This window comes from Janthinobacterium sp. (assembly GCF_009923995.1).
Lineage (GTDB): Bacteria > Pseudomonadota > Gammaproteobacteria > Burkholderiales > Burkholderiaceae_D > Janthinobacterium.
This window is the reverse complement of the sequence record NZ_RFSK01000036.1, coordinates 12,613-32,778: the sequence shown is the minus strand read 5'-3', so window position 1 is coordinate 32,778 and position 20,166 is coordinate 12,613. Positions and strand designations below refer to the sequence as shown.

General features: G+C 66.9%; 16 protein-coding genes. 6 read left to right on the top strand and 10 right to left on the bottom strand.

Annotated elements, in window-relative coordinates; translation table 11 throughout:
- Positions 1 to 10 precede the first annotated feature (10 nt).
- From ccoN to EBS11_RS17730, 6 genes are all read right to left on the bottom strand, one after another.
- Positions 11 to 1,438, bottom strand: coding sequence for a cytochrome-c oxidase, cbb3-type subunit I (ccoN, locus tag EBS11_RS17755; RefSeq protein ID WP_092799053.1), 1,428 nt, complete (start codon positions 1,436 to 1,438; stop codon positions 11 to 13).
- A 238-nt stretch (positions 1,439 to 1,676) separates the two neighbouring features.
- On the bottom strand, positions 1,677 to 1,856 hold the full coding sequence (ccoS, locus tag EBS11_RS17750) for a cbb3-type cytochrome oxidase assembly protein CcoS (RefSeq protein WP_290604857.1): 180 nt from the start codon (positions 1,854 to 1,856) through the stop codon (positions 1,677 to 1,679).
- The gene (locus EBS11_RS17745) at positions 1,856 to 4,285 is read right to left on the bottom strand and encodes a heavy metal translocating P-type ATPase (protein ID WP_290604855.1); all 2,430 of its coding nucleotides are present in this window, start codon (positions 4,283 to 4,285) and stop codon (positions 1,856 to 1,858) included. The genes ccoS and EBS11_RS17745 overlap by 1 nt, the downstream gene beginning before the upstream one ends.
- Positions 4,286 to 4,295: 10 nt before the next feature.
- On the bottom strand, positions 4,296 to 5,063 hold the full coding sequence (locus EBS11_RS17740) for a sulfite exporter TauE/SafE family protein (protein WP_290604853.1): 768 nt from the start codon (positions 5,061 to 5,063) through the stop codon (positions 4,296 to 4,298).
- A gap of 14 nt (positions 5,064 to 5,077) precedes the next feature.
- On the bottom strand, positions 5,078 to 6,526 hold the full coding sequence (gene hemN, locus EBS11_RS17735) for an oxygen-independent coproporphyrinogen III oxidase (protein ID WP_290604851.1): 1,449 nt from the start codon (positions 6,524 to 6,526) through the stop codon (positions 5,078 to 5,080).
- Between the two features lie 37 nt (positions 6,527 to 6,563).
- Positions 6,564 to 8,234: a PAS domain-containing methyl-accepting chemotaxis protein gene (locus EBS11_RS17730; protein ID WP_290604849.1), complete on the bottom strand. Its 1,671-nt coding sequence runs from the start codon at positions 8,232 to 8,234 to the stop codon at positions 6,564 to 6,566.
- A gap of 245 nt (positions 8,235 to 8,479) precedes the next feature.
- Between EBS11_RS17730 and EBS11_RS17725 the strand changes: the two genes are divergently transcribed.
- A complete protein-coding gene (locus tag EBS11_RS17725; protein ID WP_290604846.1) occupies positions 8,480 to 9,697 on the top strand; it encodes a hypothetical protein in 1,218 nt (405 codons plus the stop codon).
- 12 nt (positions 9,698 to 9,709) lie between these two features.
- Here EBS11_RS17725 and EBS11_RS17720 read toward each other — a convergent pair whose 3' ends face one another.
- From EBS11_RS17720 to EBS11_RS17710, 3 genes are all read right to left on the bottom strand, one after another.
- On the bottom strand, positions 9,710 to 11,770 hold the full coding sequence (locus tag EBS11_RS17720; protein ID WP_290604844.1) for an EAL domain-containing protein: 2,061 nt from the start codon (positions 11,768 to 11,770) through the stop codon (positions 9,710 to 9,712).
- 92 nt (positions 11,771 to 11,862) lie between these two features.
- Positions 11,863 to 11,958, bottom strand: coding sequence for a hypothetical protein (locus EBS11_RS17715; RefSeq protein ID WP_290604842.1), 96 nt, complete (start codon positions 11,956 to 11,958; stop codon positions 11,863 to 11,865).
- Positions 11,959 to 12,180: 222 nt separating this feature from the next.
- Positions 12,181 to 13,128 (bottom strand): DUF808 domain-containing protein, encoded by a 948-nt coding sequence (locus EBS11_RS17710; RefSeq protein ID WP_290604840.1) that lies wholly within the window; start codon positions 13,126 to 13,128, stop codon positions 12,181 to 12,183.
- A 191-nt stretch (positions 13,129 to 13,319) separates the two neighbouring features.
- On the opposite strand from EBS11_RS17710, the gene EBS11_RS17705 reads away from it, so the two are divergent.
- The 3 genes from EBS11_RS17705 (at position 13,320) to EBS11_RS17695 (ending at position 16,563) form a co-directional block, all read left to right on the top strand.
- On the top strand, positions 13,320 to 13,946 hold the full coding sequence (locus EBS11_RS17705; RefSeq protein ID WP_290604839.1) for a LysE family transporter: 627 nt from the start codon (positions 13,320 to 13,322) through the stop codon (positions 13,944 to 13,946).
- 128 nt (positions 13,947 to 14,074) lie between these two features.
- Positions 14,075 to 15,931: a DUF6600 domain-containing protein gene (locus EBS11_RS17700; RefSeq protein ID WP_290604836.1), complete on the top strand. Its 1,857-nt coding sequence runs from the start codon at positions 14,075 to 14,077 to the stop codon at positions 15,929 to 15,931.
- 335 nt (positions 15,932 to 16,266) lie between these two features.
- Positions 16,267 to 16,563, top strand: a complete 297-nt coding sequence (locus tag EBS11_RS17695) for a DUF493 family protein (RefSeq protein ID WP_152258927.1) — start codon at positions 16,267 to 16,269, stop codon at positions 16,561 to 16,563.
- On the opposite strand, the gene EBS11_RS17690 is transcribed toward EBS11_RS17695, so the two are convergent.
- Positions 16,556 to 17,761: a multidrug effflux MFS transporter gene (locus tag EBS11_RS17690; protein ID WP_290604832.1), complete on the bottom strand. Its 1,206-nt coding sequence runs from the start codon at positions 17,759 to 17,761 to the stop codon at positions 16,556 to 16,558. The genes EBS11_RS17695 and EBS11_RS17690 overlap by 8 nt on opposite strands.
- Before the next feature lie 127 nt (positions 17,762 to 17,888).
- On the opposite strand from EBS11_RS17690, the gene EBS11_RS17685 reads away from it, so the two are divergent.
- The gene (locus EBS11_RS17685; RefSeq protein ID WP_290604830.1) at positions 17,889 to 19,385 is read left to right on the top strand and encodes a PLP-dependent aminotransferase family protein; all 1,497 of its coding nucleotides are present in this window, start codon (positions 17,889 to 17,891) and stop codon (positions 19,383 to 19,385) included.
- A 75-nt stretch (positions 19,386 to 19,460) separates the two neighbouring features.
- Complete coding sequence (gene lipB / locus EBS11_RS17680) at positions 19,461 to 20,165, top strand: lipoyl(octanoyl) transferase LipB (protein ID WP_290604828.1); 705 nt, start codon at positions 19,461 to 19,463, stop codon at positions 20,163 to 20,165.
- Position 20,166 lies beyond the last annotated feature (1 nt).

Genomic DNA, 20,166 nt, shown 5'->3' with positions numbered 1-20,166 from the left:
TTTGCTCCTATCAGGCGTGCGCCGCGTTCAGTTCCGGAATGCGGGCGACGGGGAGTTTGCTGCCGCGCAAGGTCATCCAGGTGTTGTAGCCCATGATGCACATACCCGACAGGTACAGCAGGCCGCCGGCCACGCGCACCACGTAGTACGGATACGTCGCTTTCACGCTTTCCACGAAGGTGTAGGTCAGGGTGCCGTCCGGGTTGACCGCGCGCCACATCAGGCCCTGCATCACGCCGGCGATCCACATGGCGGCGATGTACAGCACGATGCCGATGGTGGCCACCCAGAAGTGCACGTCGACCAGGCGCGTGCTGTGCATCTGCGTGCGGCCCGCCAGGCGCGGCAGCAGGTAGTAGATGGAACCCATGGTGATGAAGCCCACCCAGCCCAGGGCGCCCGCATGCACGTGGGCAACGGTCCAGTCCGTGTAGTGCGACAGCGAATTGATGGTCTTGATCGACATCATCGGACCTTCGAAGGTGGCGATGCCGTAGAACGACAGCGAGACGATCATGAATTTCAGGATCGGGTCGGTGCGCAGCTTGTGCCAGGCGCCCGACAACGTCATGATGCCGTTGATCATGCCGCCCCAGCTCGGTGCCAGCAGCACCAGCGAGAAGACCATGCCGATCGATTGCGTCCAGTCAGGCAAGGCCGTGTAGTGCAGGTGATGCGGGCCCGCCCACATGTAGGTGAAGATCAGCGCCCAGAAGTGGACGATGGACAAACGGTACGAGTACACGGGGCGCTCGGCCTGTTTCGGGATGAAGTAGTAGACCATGCCCAGGTAGCCGGCGGTGAGGATGAAGCCCACCGCGTTATGGCCGTACCACCACTGGATCATCGCGTCCTGCACGCCCGCATAGGCGGAATACGACTTGGTGAACGAGGCCGGCATGACGGCGCCATTGACCACGTGCAGAATCGTCACGGCCAGGATATAGGCGCCGAAGAACCAGTTGGCCACGTAGATGTGCTTGACCTTGCGCTTGATCAAGGTACCGAAGAACACGATGGCGTAGGCGATCCAGACGACGGCGATGAGGATGGAAATGGGCCACTCCAGCTCCGCGTATTCCTTGCCGCGGGTCAGGCCCATGGGCAGGCTGACGACGGCGCACAGGATCACGGCTTGCCAGCCCCAGAACGTGAAGGCGGCCAGCTTGTCGGAAAACAGGCGCACCTGGCAGGTGCGTTGCACCACGTAGTACGAGGTGGCGAACAGGCCGCAGATGCCGAAGGCGAAAATCACCGCATTCGTGTGCAGCGGACGCAAACGTCCGTATGTCAGCCAAGGTATGTCGAGGTTCAGGGCAGGCCAGGCGAGCTGAGCGGCGATGATGACGCCAACCAGCATGCCGATGATGCCCCATACCACAGTAGCGACCGCGAATTGCTTCACGATCTTGTAGTTATAGTTCAGCGATTGATCCACAAAGACTCTCCCTGGAATTACTATTTATGATGGTGGCCAGAGAGTAAGTGTTTGACCGCTAAAAAACTTTGATGTGGATCAAAATTCCCCAGATGAAATAAGCGTAGTGAAGTGGCACGGATTTAAAACGCGATCTGGGTAAAAAAAGCCATGCAAGATCCCTGCAAGCAGGGCTTGATCTGGGGCAAAACAGAGGCTCGGGCGCTGGCGCGCAAGGCGCCCGCCGCGCAGGAAAATATCAGGGGGGCGGCACGTCGCCGGGCGCCGGCTTGGCCGTCGTATCGTCGTCCTGCAGCACGCGCAGGCCCGGTCCGACGAGGTCGTCGAACTGGCCGCTGTCCGAGGCCGTGAAATACACCCACAGGGCGATGAAGACGACGATGACGCTCAAGGGGATGAGGAGGTAGAGAGCTTCCATTAGACTTTCCGCAGGCGCAGGGCGTTGGCGATGACGACGGCCGAGCTGGCAGCCATGCCGATGCCGGACAGCCACGGGTTGAGGAATCCCAGCGCGGCGGCCGGGATGGCCGTCAGATTGTACAGCGTGGCCCAGCCCAGGTTTTCGCGGATGATGCGCATGCTGCGCGCCGCTGTTTTCGCCGTGTCGAGCACGGAGCGCAGCTGCGACGACAGCAGCACCGTATCCGCATGGGCCTGCGCCAGCGCGGCGCCGGAACCCATGGCGAAGGAGACGTCGGCCGCGCTCAGCACGGCGGCGTCGTTGATGCCGTCGCCCACCATCGCCACCACGGCGCCCGTCGCCTGCAGCTGCTGCACGAAATCGAGCTTTTCATCGGGCAGGCACTCGCCGCAGGCCGTGGCGATGCCCAGTTCGGCCGCCACGCCTTGCGTCAGCGCTTCCTGGTCGCCGCTGAGCAGCACCACCTGCTTGCCCCGTCCGTGGAAATACGCGACCACGTCAGCCGCTTCCGGGCGCAGCGCATCGCTGAGCAGGAAACGCGTCAGCCAGCGTCCCTGCGTGCCCAGGTACAGCGGGGTCATGCCCTGCATGCCGACGGCCGTGTCGCCCAGCGGCGGCCCGGCGATGGCGGCAACGAAGGCCGCATTGCCCAGGCGGTAGCGCACGCCATCGACGATGCCTTCCAGGCCCTGGCCCTGCACTTCCTGCAACTGCTGCGCATGCGCGCGGTCGCGTTCGCCTGCCGCCGCCAGGATCGCCTGTGCCAGCGGATGGGCGCTGCCCGCTTCCAGCGCGGCAGCCACCTGCAGGCTGTCGTCTTCCGTCATGCTGCCCAGGCTCTCCGTCTGTTTCAGCACGGGCCGGCCCAGGGTCAATGTCCCCGTCTTGTCGAAGACGATGTGGGTGGCGCGGTGCAGGGTTTCCAGCACGTGGGGCTGGACGATCAGCACGCCGCGCCGCAGCAGGCTGTCGGTGGCGGCCGCCAGCGCCGTCGGCGTGGCCAGCGACAAGGCGCAGGGGCAGGAGACGACCAGCACGGCGATGGCCACGGGCCAGGCCTGCGCCGGGTCGTGCCAGCTCCAGAAGGCGAACACGGCGGCGGCAAACATCAGCAGGCCCAGCACGAACCAGGCGGCCACCTTGTCGGCCCACTGCGCGATCTGCGGCTTGCCGCTGCCGGCCCGCTCGATCAGTTTCAACAGGTCGGACAGGGTGCTGTCGCGCGCCGGCTTGAGCACGCGCAAGATGAGCGCCGCGCTGGCGTTGATGGCGCCGCCCGGCACCCGCTCGCCCGTCTTGCGGCGCTGGGCCGCACTCTCGCCCGTCAGCAAGGATAAATCGAGCGCGCTCGTGCCTTCGATGATGACGCTGTCGGCGGCGATCGCCTCGCCCGGTTTCACGAGGATGACGTCGCCCACGGCCAGGCTGCCGGCCGGCACGAGGGTGGTGGCGCGGCTGTCCGGGAAGCCCGCCAGCAGCGAAGCGGACGCGGGCAAGGCGTGCTGCAGGCGCTCGAGGGCCGAGGCGGCCTTGCGGCGCGCCTGCAGCTCGAAATAGCGGCTGCACAGCAGCAGGAAGATGAACATCGTGGCCGAGTCGTAATACACCTCGCCGCGGCCCGTAAACGTCGCCACCACGCTGCCGAAGAAGGCCGCGAGGATGCCCAGCGCGACGGGCACGTCCATGCCCAGGGTGCGCGCGCGCAGGCTGGCCCAGGCGCCCTGGAAGAAGGGCATGGCCGAATAGCAGATGGCGGGCAGGGTCAGGAGCAGGCTGGCCCAGCGCATCAGGCTGGCCATGCTGTCGTCCAGGGTGCCGTCCTCGGCGGCCAGGTAGGATGGCGCCACGTACATCATCACCTGCATCATCGACAGGCCGGCGACGAACAGCTGGCGGCCCAGGGTCTTGCTGGCTTTCTGCAGGCGCTCGCCATGGCGCACGGCGTCGTACGGATAGGCCGTGTAGCCCACTTGCCGCACGGCTTGCAGGATGTCGCCCGGTTCGCAGTCGGCGCGGCTCCAGCGCACGTACAGGCGCTCCGTGGCGACGTTCAGGCTGGCCGCCTGCACGCCGGGCAAACGCGTCAGCTGGCGCTCGATCAGCCAGACGCAGGCGGCGCAGCGGATGCCCTCGACGGACAGGGTCGCTTCGCAGCTGCTGGCGTCGCGCGCGAATTGCGCATCGTCATTGCTGTACAGGCGCAATTCGGGCGGCATCAGGGTGGCATCAAACGCGTTGACGGCGTACTCGTCGCGCTCGCGGTAGTAGGCGCTCTGGCCGATGTCGACGATGGTTTGCGCCACCGCTTCGCAGCCGGGGCAGCACATGGCGCGCGGCACGTCGTCGATGGTGACGCTCCAGCCGGAACCGGCGGGCACGGGCAGGCCGCAATGGAAGCAGGCGGCAGGTTTCAGGACAGCATTCATACGGTTCTTTTCATGGATGGCCCGTGACGCACAGGGCGTCGAGCCAGCCCAGCGACACGCCATGGGCGGCGCGCAGCAGGCCCAGCACGCCAAAGGCCAGCACCAGCGCGCCGCAGGCGAGGCGCACGGGACGGCGCTGCAGCTGCGCGCGCAGGCGCGTGCCCAGCAGTCCCATGCCGAACAGCATGGGCAGGGTGCCCAGGCCAAAGGCGCCCATGGCGGCCGCGCCGTGCAGGGCCGAGCCTTGCAGCATGGCCGTCAGCAGGGCGCTGTAGACCATGCCGCACGGCACCCAGCCCCACAGGCCGCCCACGGCCAGCGCCTTGACGACGGTATCCATCGGCATCAGGGGTTTCAATAAGGGGCGCACGCGGCGCCAGAGGACGTTGCCGGCCGCTTCCAGGCGGGCCAGGCCGCGCCACGCATCCATCAGGTACAGGCCCAGGGCGACGAGCATCAGGTTGGCCAGCCAGTAGCCGGCCACTTGCAGCGTAGCAATTTTGAGCATGCCGGCGCCGGCGATGCCGCCCGCGATGGCCCCGGCCAGCATGTAGCTGGCGATGCGCCCGCCGTTGTAGGCCAGCACGCGCAGCACGTTCGCTTGCAAGGTGGTCGTCAGCGTGGGGCGCGCCACGGCGATGGCGATCACGGGACGGCCGGGCGCCGCCGCACCGCCGCCCAGCGACAGGGCGCCGACGATGCCGCCGCACATGCCGATGCAGTGCACGCTGCCGGCCAGGCCGACGAGGAACAGCGGCAGGAGACTCAGGGCATTCATCGCATCGCGCGGTCTTACACCGTTTTCGAGTAGCGCAGCGGCTGCGGCGCATCCGGCGTGGCGTTGGCGCGCGCCAGGGTCAGGTAGCGGTCGAAGACCATGCAGATATTGCGGATCAGCAAGCGCCCTTTCGGCGTCACCGTCAGCCAGTCTTCCTCGATGACAAGCAAGCCGTCGCGCGCCAGTTCGCGCAGCTTTTCCAGCTCGCTGGCGAAGTAGCTGCGGAACTGCACGGGGTGCGCCTGCTCGATGGTGGCGATCGACAGTTCGAAATTGCACATCAGCATCTGGATGATGATACGGCGCAATAAATCGTCCGTATCGAGCTTGATGCCACGGGCGATGGGCAGCACGCCTTCGTCGAGCTTTTCATAGTAGGCGTCCAGCGTCTTTTCATTCTGGCTGTAGACGGCGCCGACGGAGCTGATGGCCGACACGCCGCAGGCGATCAGGTCCGCTTCCGCGCGCGTGGAATAGCCCTGGAAGTTGCGGTGCAAACGGCCCTGGCGCTGCGCCACGGCCAGGTCGTCCGTGGGCTTGGCGAAATGGTCCATGCCGATGTAGACGTAGCCGGCGGCCGTCAGGCGCGCGATGCACAGGCCCAGCATGGCCAGCTTGCTGGCGCTGTCGGGCATGTCGGCGTCGAGGATGCGGCGCTGGGGCTTGAACAGGTGCGGCATGTGCGCGTAGTGGTACAGGGCGATGCGGTCCGGGCTGGCGGAGATGACCTTGCGCAAGGTTTCCGTCATGGTCTCCAGGTTTTGCTTGGGCAAGCCGTAGATCAGGTCTATGCTGATCGAGCGGAACCCCGCGTCGCGCGCCGCCTGCATGATGGCCACCGTTTCCGCCTCGGGCTGGATGCGGTTGACGGCCTTCTGCACGTCGGCGTCGAAATCCTGCACGCCCAGGCTGATGCGGTTGAAACCTTGCGCGCGCAGGGAAAACACGCGTTCGCGCGACACGGTGCGCGGGTCGATCTCGATGGAATACTCGCCATCTTCGTCGGAGGCGAACTCGAAATGCTGGCGCAGGTGCGCCATCAGCTCGTCCATCTGCTTTTCGCTCAGGTAAGTCGGCGTGCCGCCGCCGAAGTGCAGCTGCTCGATCTGGTTCATGCCGGCAAACAGCTTGCCCTGCATGGCGATTTCCTGTTTCAGATAGCTGAGATAGGTGGCCGCCTTGCTGCGGTCTTTCGTGATGATCTTGTTGCAGGCGCAGTAGTAGCACAGGGTGTCGCAGAAGGGCACGTGCACGTACAGCGACAGGGGCCGGCGGCCGCCGCGCATGCGCAGGGCGGCCAGCGCTTCGAGGAAATTGCCGTAGCCAAAGTCGGCGTGAAAGCGGTCGGCCGTGGGGTAGGACGTGTAGCGGGGGCCGGACTGGCTCATCTTGCCGATGATGACCGGGTCGAATTCGACGACGGCGTCCAGGTCGGCGGAAGCACTGCTGAGTAGTGTAGGCATGATGTGTTTCGATTCTTGAGTGGAATGGGCCGCCCGCTCAGGCGGCCAGGCGTTTCAGGCCGGCGCTCTTGCCGGTATTGGCGGCGCCCGCGGCACCGGATTTGCCGCCCGGCATGGCGACGCGGCGCGGCGGCGGCATCTTGCCGAAATTGAACAGGCTCACGGCCTGCGACAGGCTGGCCGCTTCTTCCGCCAGGCGCGTGGCGGCCGCGGCCGCTTCTTCCACCAGGGCCGCGTTCTGCTGCGTCACCTGGTCCATGTGGGCGATGGCCTGGTTGACCTGGTCGACGCCGATGCTCTGTTCGCGCGAGGCGATCGAGATTTCCTGCATGATGGCCGTCACCTGCTTGACGGAGCTGACCACCTGTTCCATGGTGGCGCCGGCGCGGTTCACCTGCAGCATGCCGGCGCCCACCTTGCCGACGGAAATTTCGATCAGCTGCTTGATGTCCTTGGCCGCCACGGAGGAGCGCTGCGCCAGGTTGCGCACTTCGCCCGCCACCACGGCGAAGCCCTTGCCCTGCTCGCCCGCGCGGGCCGCTTCCACGGCCGCGTTCAGGGCCAGGATGTTGGTCTGGAAGGCGATGCCTTCGATGAGGCCGATGATGTCGACGATCTTCTTCGACGAGGTGTTGATCTCGTCCATGGTGGTGATGACGTCGGCGACGATTTCGCCGCCCTGCACGGCCACTTTCGAGGCGGCCACGGCCAGTTCATTCGCCTGCACGGAATTATCCGCGTTCTGTTTCACGGTGGACGAGAATTCCTCGATGCTCGAGGCCGTCTCTTCCAGGCTGGCGGCCTGCGATTCCGTGCGGCCCGACAGGTCCATATTGCCGACGGCGATCTGCTTGGTGGCCACGGCCATGGTTTCCACGTTGATGCGCACGTCGCGGATGGTGGCGATCAGGTTGCTGTTCATCTGTTGCAGGGCGCGCAGCAGCTGGCCCATTTCATCCGTGCTGTCCGTCTCGAAACTGCCCGACAGGTCGCCGGCGGCGATGGCCCGCGCGCCGTTGAGGGCCTTGCCCAGCGGATTGAGCACGGACATGCGCAAGGTGTACCAGAGGAAGACGTTGATCAGGAAACCGAACAGGGTGGCGCCGAAGATGGCGTAATTGGTGATCTCGCCGCCGCTGGCGAACAGGCTGATGATGCACACCAGCAATTGCAGGCAGTTGACGATGGACGTCGCCGCCCAGATGCGCAGGTTGAGCGACATATGCGTCAGGCTGTGCAGCAGGTGCGCCAGGCCCGGGCGCACGATCTGCCCGTTCTTGATGACGATCTTGCCGCCTTCCTTGCTGCGGATGGCCGCATACGCTTCCTCGGCCGCTTTCACCTGGTCCTTGTCCGCCTTCACGCGCACGGACATGTAGCCGATGGTCTTGCCCGCTTCGCGGATGGGCGTGACGTTGGCGCGCACCCAGTAAAAGTCGCCGTTCTTGCAGCGGTTCTTGACCAGGCCCGTCCACGGCGTGCCCGCCTGGATGGATGCCCACAGGTCGGCAAATGCCTCGGCCGGCATGTCCGGGTGGCGCACGATGTTCTGGGGCGAGCCGAGCAGCTCAGCCTCGCTGAAGCCGCTGACCTGGCTGAAGTACGGGTTCACGTACACGATATTGCCGTTCATATCCGTTTTCGACACGATGGCCTGATCGTCCAAGACGAGGACTTCACGGTTAGTCACTGGCAAATTTTGGCGCATGGTCGCGGCTTCCTGATCTATTAAATGAGTAAGACTTGCACGATTGCAAGAACGGAGATCAGTGTAAGGAGTCGACTAGGCAAATTTATTGATGTAGATCAAAATCCTCCAGATTGCTTGGTCTAATTTGCCGTGGCGATCCCGCGTGCGCCGGTTTCGCCTGGACGGCTTTTCGTTTACAGTGTCAATTTGCCTATTTCTTTTGCCAAGCATCATCTTTTTAGTACGCATATCACTGGAGCAGCATGGGTTTTTTCGATTTCTTCCGCGCCCGCCCGACGCCTGACGGCTTTGCGGACCTCGTGCTGCGCCAGGTGCGCCAGCGGCATCCGGGGCGCGCCAGCCGCTACGAAGCGGCGGCCTTCCGCATCGTGCTGGGCGGCGGCGAGCAACAGATCTTCAACCTGGACAACGCCTACCGCGATTACTGCGCCGCGCCGCGCAAGCTGCGCGCGCAGGTCCTGCAGAATTACCTGGCCGGCATCGACGTGCCCGCCCTGCCGGCCACCTTTGCCGAGGCCAGGGAACAGCTGATGCCCGTGATCCGCAGCCGCAGCCAGGGCGACTACCTGCGCCTGCTGGCGCTGCGCCAGCCGCCGCGTCCGGCGCTGGCCGATGCCTGGCTGGCGCTCGATGACGATGCGCTGATCCTGCTGGCGCACGACACGGCCGCGTCGATGGTGACCATCGGCCAGGCCACCCTGGCGCAATGGGGCGTGACGTTCGAGCAGGCGCTGGACGTGGCCATGGAAAACCTGCGCGCACGCACGCCGCACCGCTTCCTGGCGCTGGGCGATGGCTTGCTGATGGGCGAATGGGACGATGCCTATGATTCCTCGCGCCTGCTGCTGCCGGACCTGCTGTACCGCGCCTGCGCCGGCGGCGAGCCGCTGGTGATGATCCCCACGCGCGGGCGCTTCCTGCTGGCGTCTTCGCACAACGTGGCGGGGCAGCTGCGCATGGTGGCCCTGGCAGACAAGCTGATGCAGGACGAGGGGCGGCACGTGTCGCCCGCCATGTATGGCGTGCGGCAAGGCAAGATCGTCGCCTGCCAGCCTGCGGATGCGGCCGTGGCCGCGGCGCTGGCGCGCCTGCAGGCGATGATACGTGCCCATCATTACGGCGAGCAGAAGCAGGAGTGGGATGCGCTCAACGAGAGCACGGGCGAGGATGTGTTCGTTGCCACGTGCATGCTGTTCCAGTCGAAGGGCAGCGAGGGCGTCGTGTCGCTGGCGACGTGGACCCGTGGTATCGAGACCTTGCTGCCGCGCACCGATATCGTCGCCATGGTGGTGCCGGCCGACGATGGCGGCGCCGGCGTCACCAAGATGCTGGCGTGGGACGATGCGCTGGCCATCGGCGGCGAGCTGATGCAGGAAATCGAATGCTATCCCGTGCGCTACCGCGTGCAAGGTTTTCCATCGCCCCAGTCGCTTGCCGCCGCGCCCGTGTGGGACAGCTGACGCGGCCAGCGCCTAATCGGACCCCGCCGTCAGCGGGCGCAGGCTGCCCACGGCATAGCCTTGCGCGTAATCAACACCCAGGTCGCGGATGACGGCCAGGGTGGCCGCGTCTTCCACGTATTCGGCCACGGTTTTCAAGCCCATCACGTGGCCCACTTCATTGATGGCCTTGACCATGGCGCGGTTGATGGCATTCGTGGCGATGTCGCGCACGAAGACGCCGTCGATCTTCAGGTAGTCGACGGGCAGGGCCCGCAGGTAGCCGAACGAGGAAAAGCCGCTGCCGAAGTCGTCGAGCGAGAAGCGGCAGCCCAGCGCCTTGAGCTTGTGCATGAACACCTGCGCCTTGGGCAGGTTGGCGATGACGGCCGTTTCCGTGATTTCAAAGCAGATCTGCTCGGGCGCGATGGCGTAGTGCACGAACTGCTCGGTAATGTAGTCCTGCAAGCCCGTGTCGGCCAGCGACATGCCCGACAGGTTGATCGAATACAGGGCCGGTGCGCGGCGCCGGCTTTCGGCCAGCGCTTCGAGCGGCGGCAGGCTGTCGCGCACGCTCTGGATGTGGTGGCAGACGGCGCGGATCACCCAGCGGTCGATGGACAGCATCATGTCGTAGCGTTCGGCGGCGGGGATGAAGGCGCCGGGCAGGATCAGGTCGCCCTTGCTGTTGCGGATGCGGATCAGCACTTCGTCGTGGTATTCGGGACTGTCGCGCAGGTGCACGATGGGCATGGCGTACAGGCGGAAATAGTCGTGCGTGAAGGCTTCGTTCAGGCGTGAAATCCACAGCATTTCGCCGTGCCGCTGCGCCAGCATGACGTCCGATTCCCGGTACACGTGCAGGCGGTTGCGGCCCTGCTCCTTGGCCAGGTAGCAAGCCTGGTCGGCCGCGCTCAGCAGTTCGCTCATGGACTTGCTGTCCTGGCTGATTTCCACGATGCCGATGCTCACGCCCAGCTCGAAGCTGCGTTCGTCCCAGGCGAAGCGGAATTCGCGCACGGCCAGGCGCAGCTGCTCGCCGATCAGGCGCGCGTGCTCGAGCGGGCAGTGCGGCAGCAGCACGCCCAGCTCGTCGCCGCCCAGGCGCGCCAGGATGTCGCTGTCGCGCATCTGTCCCTGCAGCATCTTCGCCAGCAGCTGCAGCAGCACGTCGCCGGCGGCGTGGCCGCAAGTGTCGTTGATGACCTTGAACTGGTCCAGGTCCAGGTACAGCAGGGCATGCACGTGGCCGTCCTGCTTGGCCGTGTGCAGGGCGCCGGCCACCAGATGCTCGAATTCGCGCCGGTTGATCAGGCCCGTCAGCGCATCGTGCGTGGCTTGCCACGACAGCTGCTGGCTTAACGTGCGCTCGTGGCTGACGTCGCGGAAGACGACGACGGCGCCGAGGATATCGCCATCGCGCGACCAGATGGGCGCGGCGGATTCCTCGATGGCGATGCGCCGGCCTTCGCGCGCGACCAGCTGCGTGTGCGTGGACATGCCGATGGCCTGGCGCAGGCGCAGGCACTTGAGGGCCACGTGCTCGGGCGGCTGGCCCGTGTGCTCATCGACCAGCGGCAGGGTCTGGAAAATGTCCAGGCCCTGCGCCATGTCGTTGCTCCAGCCCGTCAACTGTTCGGCCACGCGGTTCAGGTAGCGCGTCTTGCCCTGCGGGTCCGTGGTGATGACGCCGTCGCCGATGGAACTGAGCGTCACTTCGGCCAGCTCCTTGCGCTCGGCAATCATCAGCTCGCGCGCCATGTGCTCGGTGATGTCCCAGATGATGCCCAGGGTGCGCTCGGGATGGCCGGCCGCGTCCATGAATACCTGCGCCTTGGCCGCCAGCCAGTGCTCGCTGCCGTCGGGCCAGACGACGCGGTACTGCAAGGCGTAGCCGTCGCGCTGGCGCACGCCCTCCTGCAGCACGCCCACCACCTTGTCGCGGTCCTCGGCATGCACGCAGCCGAGGAAGGCGTGGAAGGGTTGCGTCAGCGCGCGTTCCTCCAGGCCCAGCAGCGCGGCGCCCTTGGCCGACCAGCTGACCGTGCCGTCGATGACCTGGCCATCGACGATGCGCGAATCCCAGATCGCCATGTGCGCCGCTTCCAATGCCATTTGTAAACGTTTCTGCTGGTCGCTCATTGCCCTTCCCCCGTCCGGATACCACATAGACAGGCGGGCGGCCGCTAGGTTCCCGGCACGTCGGCCGGGGTGGCGCGCGCCACGTCGCGCCCGTTCTTTTGCACGGCCACGGCGGCAGACAGGCTGAGTAAGTAAGCCATGGCAAAGTAGCCCTTTTCGCGGTTCTGCAGGGGGTGTTCCACAGGTCGGGCAGGCAGGTGATGATGCCGATCAGCAATGCCGCCCGGGAGGCGCCGATGAAGGCGCTGCCGGGACGTGGGAAGGGGGCAGTCCGCATGGGGTCTCCCTGGATGGGCAGGCGCGGCCGGCGGGGCCGGGGCGGCAGGCACGGATGCGCCTGCCGCCCCATCAGACCAGAAAGCCTATTTGCGTGACTTGATCATGCGCAATAAAGCCGATACGGCCGTGACGCCGGCCAGCACCAGGCCGCCCGCGATGACGCCCGCCACGGCGTTGATCAGGCTGGGCGTGACGGCGGCCAGCACGGGGCCGGCGAGGGCCACGCCGCCCACGGCCTGCTCGACGTGGTGCAGCATGGCGCTGGCCCACGGCCAGCCGTGCGTGAGGATGCCGCCACCCACCATGAACATGGCCAGGGTGCCCACCACGGACAGGAATTTCATCAGCTTCGGCGCCGCCGACACGAGCATGCGGCCAAACGCCCGCACGCCATTCATCAGCGCGCCGGCGCCCTTGCGCGCGGACAGGTAAAAGCCCGCGTCGTCGAGCTTGACGATGCCCGCCACCAGGCCGTACACGCCCACCGTCATGATGATGGCGATGCCGACGACGACGGCCACCTGCTCGACGAAAGTGGCCGTGGCCACCGTGCCCAGGGCGATGACGATGATTTCCGCCGACAGGATGAAGTCGGTGCGGATGGCGCCCTTGATCTTGTCCTTTTCCAGCGCGACGAGGTCCACCTGCGGGTCGCGCAGGGCCTGCGCCAGCTCGGCCTTGTGGCTGTCGTCCGGGTGCAGGTATTTGTGTGCAAGCTTTTCGAAGCCCTCGAAGCACAGGTAGGCGCCGCCCACCATCAGCAGCGGCGTGATGGCCCACGGCGCGAACGCGCTGATGGCCAGCGCGGCGGGCACGAGGATGGCCTTGTTCTTCAGCGAACCGACGGCGACGGCCCAGACGACGGGCAGTTCGCGCTCGGCGCGCACGCCGGCCACCTGCTGCGCATTCAGGGCCAGGTCGTCGCCCAGCACGCCGGCCGTCTTCTTGGCGGCCACCTTGGTCATCAGGGAAACGTCATCGAGGATGCTGGCGATGTCGTCGAGCAGGGCCAGCAGGCTGGAGCCGGCCATCTCAGCGCGCTCCCGCAGTGGTGGCAGGGAATGGCGAAGCGAGTAAAGTGTTGTTTTTCATGATGTTATTCTTGGTTGTACGGCAAGGAAAAGCGCTGCCAGGGCATGCATGTGATCTTACCCCAGGGATGGCCGGCAGGGCCGCACTGGCCGGGTTAAAATTGCTTCTCGTCACCATTTTCGGAAACCGCATGCATTTCGCCACCTGGATCGCCTTTGTCTTCGCCGTCTCGCCCGGTTCTGGCGCCGTGCTGTCGATGTCGCACGGCCTGTCCTACGGCGTCAGAAAGGCCAGCGGCACCATCCTCGGCCTGCAGCTGGGGCTGCTGGTCGTGCTGGGCATCGCCGGTGCCGGCGTGGGTTCCCTGCTGCTCGCGTCCGAAGTGGCGTTCAACATCGTCAAGACGGTGGGCGCCCTGTACCTGATCTACCTGGGCCTGTCGCAGTGGCGCGCCAAGGTGGCCGTGGCGGGCGACCTGCATGCGGCGGCCGTGCTGCCATCCCTGCGCCGGCGCGTGCTGACGGGATTCCTGACGAATGTGACGAATCCGAAGGGCATCATTTTCATGGTGGCGGTATTGCCGCAGTTCATCAGTCCCACGGCGCCCCTGCTGCCGCAGCTGCTGATCCTGGCCGTGACCATGTGCACCATCGACTTGCTCGTCATGCATGGCTATGCCTTCCTGGCTTCGTCCATGCAGCGTTTTTTCCGCGACGCCCGCGCCGTGAAAAAGCAGAACCGCTTCTTTGGCGGCCTGCTGATGGCCGTCGGCACGGCCCTGTTCTTCGTCAAGCGCGGCAGCCACGCTGCCAGTTGAGCCTGCCTTCGGGCGGGAACTGTTGCATCTTGTTCGATTTGCAAACATTTGTAAGCCTGCTTGTGGCGCGGCCGTGATCGCGCTGTAATGGGCTACCGTCCTCCCCTTGTCCTGCCTGGAGCGCTGCCATGCGTCCGACCCTGTCCTTCCCCCTGTTGAATACCGTCTGCGCCGTGCTGCTGGCGTCGGCATGCTCCTTCGCCCTGGCGCAGGACCCGCCTTCCCGCGTGGGCCGCATCTCCACCGTCGAAGGACAGGTGCTGGTGCGCGCCGGCGATGGCGAGGCGCAAAACGCCTTGCTGAACTGGCCCGTCACGACGGATAACCGCCTGACCACCCTGCGCGGCGCGCTGGCCGAGTTTCGCGTGGGCGGCGCCGCCGTGCGCCTCGACGGCGATTCCGAGCTGGAAGTGAGCGAGCTCGATGACGACCGTTTGCGCCTGCACCTCGGCTATGGCAGCGTCAGCGTGCGCGTGCGCAGCCCGGACGCGCTGCGCGGACTGGAACTGACCACCGCCCAGGCCCGCGTGACCCTGACGCAGCCGGGCTGGGTGCGCATCGATGCGGGGCGCCAGCCTGATACCAGCGTCGTCAGCGTGCTCGAAGGCGTGGCCGACGTGGATGGCGCGACGGCCAGCGTCACCTTGCGCGCAGGCAAGCGCGCCGAACTGACGGACGAGGAAGTGCGCACGGGCAGCCTGCAGAGGATTGCGTTCGACGACTGGCCCGAAGCCCTGCCCGTCGCCACGCCGGCCTTGCGCTATGTCACGGACGATACGACCGGCTATGAAGAGCTGGACCGCTACGGCGCCTGGCAGGAGGATGCGGAATATGGCCCCGTGTGGCTGCCCAGCGCCGTGCCGCTGGGCTGGGCGCCGTACAGCGACGGGCGCTGGACCTGGATCGCGCCGTGGGGCTGGACCTGGGTCGACAATGCGCCCTGGGGCTATGCGCCGTCGCATTACGGCCGCTGGGTGCTGCGCGGTCAGCGCTGGGGCTGGGCGCCGGGACGCGAACGCGTGCGCGCAGCGTGGGCGCCGGCCCTGGTGGGCTGGGTCGGCGGCAACGGGCCGCAGCATGGTCCGCACCCGGGACCGCGCCCGGGCGTGGGCTGGTTTCCCCTCTCGCCGCATGACCGCTACGTGCCCGGCTACCGCGCCAGCAGCGATTACGAGCGCCGCATCAACCGTTACGCGGACGGGCGCCGGCCGGTGGTGGGCGAAGCGGAACGCCGCAATGGCATGAGCATGTTGCCCGGCGAGCGTTTTGGCGGCCAGCGCACGGTCGACGTGCCGCGCCGCAACCGCACCACCATGCCGCCGCCCGTCATGCAAAGTTTGCCCTTGAGCACGGCGCCGCCGCCGGCGGCCAGCTGGCAGCGTCCCGCCGCCGTGCCGCGCGTGGATAATGCGCCCCGCCGCGACTGGGTCAACCACCCCGGTCGCCTGCAGACGGACGATGGCCAGACGTCGCGCCCGCCCATGCCGCAGCGGCCGTCCATGCCGGCCTCGCCGCCGCAGCCGTCCGTGCCGGCCCAGCCCGTGATGCCGGCCATGCCCGCCCTGCCGCCCGTGCAGGACCACGTGGGGCGCCAGCCCGGGTGGCGGGGCGAGGAGCGGGCGCGCGACGAGCGTCCCCGCGCCGAACGGCCGCCGCAGGAAAGGCCGTCGCAGGAAAGGCCATTCCAGGAGCGGGCGCCACAGGAGCGGCCAGCGCAGCGCCCGTTCATGGAGCGCGAGCGCGCGGCCGAGGCGCCGCGCCAGGAGCGCGAGCATGGCCCGCGCCGCGAGATGCCGCCGCCGGCAGCACCGGCCCCGGCGCCGGCAGCGGGGCCGAGGCCGGCCCCGCCACCGCCGGCGGCCCGCCCCGCCCAGGAGGCGCGCAGTGCCGAGCGCGCCAACCCGCCGCGCGAGCGCAACAACGAACGCAATACGGAGCGGGGCAATCCCGGCCGCAGCGGCCGGCCGCAGGAAGCGGAGCGCTGACGGCCGCCGCCGCGCCTGGTCGCGCCAGGATGGCGTTCAGGCCGCGAAAACGGCAGCTCATCGCATGCCGGAGGAAAAGGGGCGTCGTTCTGTCTACAGTAGGCAGTGCGGAAGAGCGCAATCCCTTGCGGCGCGACAGCACCGATTTTTCCGGCTATTTTGTTCAAACGAAATAGTTTTCGCCAGCTTGCAAAGCTGGCTTTTTTTTTGCCCCGCCGCCGGCGCCGTGGCACGGGGCGCATGCGCCCGCAAAGTTGGCTACAATACGCTTTTATGCAGCCGCCGCGCGATGTATGCTGCGCCGCCTGTCCTGACCGGCACTGATTGGATTTCCCATGCAAACCACCCCTCCCAGCGAACACATCATTCCTCCCAGCGAATCGCTGATCGAATATCCGAGCGACTTTCCCATCAAGATCATGGGCCCGACGCACGTGGATTTCGCCCCGACCATGCTGGAACTGGTCATCAGCCACGATCCCACCTTCCACGCGGGCCGCATGGAAGAGCGTCCATCGGGCAAGGGCAACTACACGGGCCTGACCGTGACCGTGCGCGCCATCAGCCGGGAACAGCTCGACGCCCTGTACACGGCGCTGTCGGGCCACCCGATGGTGAAGATCGTCATGTAAGCATTGCCGCCGTCGCGCTGGCCCGCTTCCTCGTGAGCAGCCAGACGGCGGCGAAGGCGGCGCTGGCCGCCGCCGTCACCCACAGCAAGGGTCTTTCCGTGCCGTCCGTGATGGCGGCAAGCAGCGCGCCGCAGGCGGCCGTGATGGCCATCTGCACGAAGAAGAACAGGCCCGATGCGCTGCCCGCCCGGGCGCCATACGGCTGCAGCACGGCCAGCTGGCAGGCCGGAATGGCCATGCCCACCGACACCATCACCAGCAGCATGGGCGCCACCAGCGACGCCACGTGCTGCGGCGCCAAGCTGCCTGCCAGCAACAGGCTGGCCGCCCCCGCCACGTTCAGGCCCACGGCCACGCCCAGCATGCGGTCGGCGCCCAGGCGCGGTCCCAGCGCGCGGAACAGGCTCGATCCCCCGATATAGCCGCTGACCGTCAGCGCGAACACCAGCGCATACGCGCCCGGCGACAGATGCATGCCCCTTTGCAACAGCACGGACGATTCCGCGATGAAGGGGAAATACGTGCAGTACACGCAGCCGATGGCCAGCGCATAGCGCAAAAAATAGGCATCGCCCAGCAGGCGGCGGTACAGCGCCAGGGTGTTGCTTTGCGGCACGGTGCTGGCGGGACGGGTTTCCGGCACGTAGGCGGCGATCAGCCACAGCGACAGCGTGCCGAGCAGGCACAGCACCCCGAACACGGCGCGCCAGCCGAAGGCTGCATCGAGCACGCTGCCGGCCATCGGCGCGAGGATGGGCGACAGGCCCATCATCATCGAGATGCGCCCCAGCATGCGCGCCTGCGTGGCGGGATCGAAGCGGTCGCGCACCATGACCCGGCCGATGATGGTGCCGCTGCAGCCGCCGAAAGCCTGCAGCAGGCGCGCGGCGATCAGCACGTGCACGTCCGTGGCCACCGTGCAGGCGATGCTGGCGAGCACAAAAATGCCCGTGCCGGCCAGCAGCACGGGGCGGCGCCCCCAGCGGTCGGCCAGGGGGCCGCAGGCCAGCATCGAGGCGGCCGAGCCGGCCATGAACAGGCTCAGGGTCAGTTGCAGTTGCGCGTCGCTGGCCTGCAGGGCATCGGCCATGGCCGGCAGCGAAGGCAGATAGATGTCGATGCTGATGCGCGACAGGCAGACCAGCAGCAGCACGATGCCGCTCCAGGCCCACAGGGGGAGGGATGTATTTTTAATCATGTTTTTCACGCCAACGGCAAGGGGGCGCCCGATTGGCGCACCAGAACGGTGAGAGTAAAATGGTTGTGGTGTAATGCGAAGTGCCAGTCATCAGAAATTTCATTGGACCACTTGGACGATCATCATCATGCCGCGAGGAAAATCACCGCTAGCGCTGGACTTGCCCCGCCCGACCAGCTGGCTCGACAAGGCCGGCGTCAGCAAGCAGGACGGCGCCTATGAGGCGCTGCGCTCGGCCATCCTGACGAAGGTGCTGCCGGCGGGCAGCCGCCTGCCGTCCAGCCGCACCCTGGCGGAACGGTGGGAGTTGTCGCGCGGCACCATCGAAACCGTCTTCGACCGCCTGCATGCGGAAGCGTACGTGACGCGCGTGCCCGGCTCCGGCACGCGCGTGTGCGCCGTCGTGCCGGAACGCTTCCTGATGGCCGGCTTTGGCGAGGATGGCCCTGCCGCCCTGTCCGCCATGCCGGCGCCCGCCTCTGCCCTGGTCCCCGACACGGGCGTGCGCGATGGCCTGCCGTTCGTTGCCCGGCGCGCCGACGCGAGCCTGTTTTCCCTGGCCGCCTGGTCGAAATGCGCCGCGCGGGCGCTGGCCGCCGCCACGCCTGAGCAGCTGTGCAGCGCCGACCCGGCCGGCCAGCCCCCGCTGCGCCAGCAGATCGCCGATTACCTGGGCAAGTACCGGGGCATCCGCTGCGACCCGCAGGACATCGTCGTCACCACCGGCATCCGCCATGCGCTCGACTTGCTGGCGCGCAGCATCGTGCGCGATGGCGACAAGGTGTGCCTGGAAGACCCCGGCTACCCGGCCGCGCGCGCCCTGTTCGCCCTGGCCGGCGCCGTGCCCGTGGACATCCCCGTCGACGCCGAGGGCATCGACAGCGCCGTCCTGCGCCTGCACCCCGACGCCAGCCTGGCCTACGTGACGCCGGCGCACCAGTCGCCGCTGGGCGTGACCATGTCCGTCACGCGCCGCCTGGCCCTGCTGGAATGGGCGAATGACAACGGCGCCTGGGTGGTGGAAGACGATTACGACAGCGAATTCAATTACCAGAGCGCGCCGCTGGCGGCCCTGAAGGCGCTGGACCAGTACCAGCGCGTGATTTACTGCGGCAGCTTCAACAAGACCCTGTTCGCCGGCCTGCGCGTGGGCTTCATGGTCTTGCCGCCCGGCTTGCGGCCATTGCTGCTGCGCACCTTGCAGCTGACGGGGCGTTCCGTGGGCGTGACGGAGCAGTTGGCGCTGGCCGCCTGGATGGAGGAAGGCGCCTTCGTGCGCCATTTGCGCCAGGCGCGCCTGGCCTACAAGGAGCGGCGCGACCTGCTGCTGGCCTGCCTGGAACAGACGGCGCCCGGGCGTTACACGATTTCCGGCCAGCAGGCGGGCTTCCATTGCGTACTGTGGCTGGCGCCGGACAGCGACGAGCGGGCGTTTTGCGCGCGCGCGGCGCAGGACGGGCTGGCGCTGCAGCCGCTGGGCGACTTTTGCAACAGCGCAAAGTTGGCGCCGGCCGTGCTGCTGGGCTATACGGCCCTGAGCCTGGCCCAGGTGCGCCACGCTGCACAAAAATTGGGCAGCTTGCTGCTGCCTCCCGGCAACGACGCGGCACTCGCGGCTGAATGAATTGGCGGCCTGGCTTATAATCACGGCTTCGCCGCAGCGTCCGCAGGGCGCCGGCAGCTGATTACAGAATCTGTCATGACCACCACCCGAACCGAAGCGGCGCTGATCCGCGAGCTGGGCCGCGTCGATTACGAGCCGACCTTTGCCGCCATGCGGGCGTTTACCGACGCGCGCACGACGGACACGCGCGACGAACTGTGGATCGTCGAGCATCCGCCCGTGTTTACCCTGGGCCTGGCGGCCGACCGCGGCCATCTGCTGGCCGGCGCCGACGCGATCCCCGTGGTGCAGACGGACCGCGGCGGCGAAGTCACCTTCCACGGCCCCGGCCAGGTGGTGATTTACCTGCTGATGGACTTGCGCCGCAACAAGCCGGGCGGCAAGCTGTATGCGCGCCAGTTCGTGCATAAAATCGAGCAAGCCATCATCAACGTGCTGGCGGCGTATAATCTCGCAGGCGAGCGCATCGATGGCGCGCCCGGCATTTATATTGCCGGCGGGCCAGACAAGGGTGCGAAGATCGCCGCGCTGGGACTGAAAGTGCGCGGCAATGGCTGCACCTACCATGGCGTATCGCTCAACGTGGCGATGGACCTGGCGCCGTTTTCCTGGATTAATCCCTGCGGTTATTCCGGCCTGAAGACGGTGGACATGCGCAGCATGGGCGTTTCGGCGCCGCTGGCCGAGGTGCAGCGGGCCCTGGCCCATGAATTGACCGTATTACTCGATGTAACCGAGGTAAACAGCGCCGCAGGCGCGCCTCAGGCAGCGGATGCCTGAG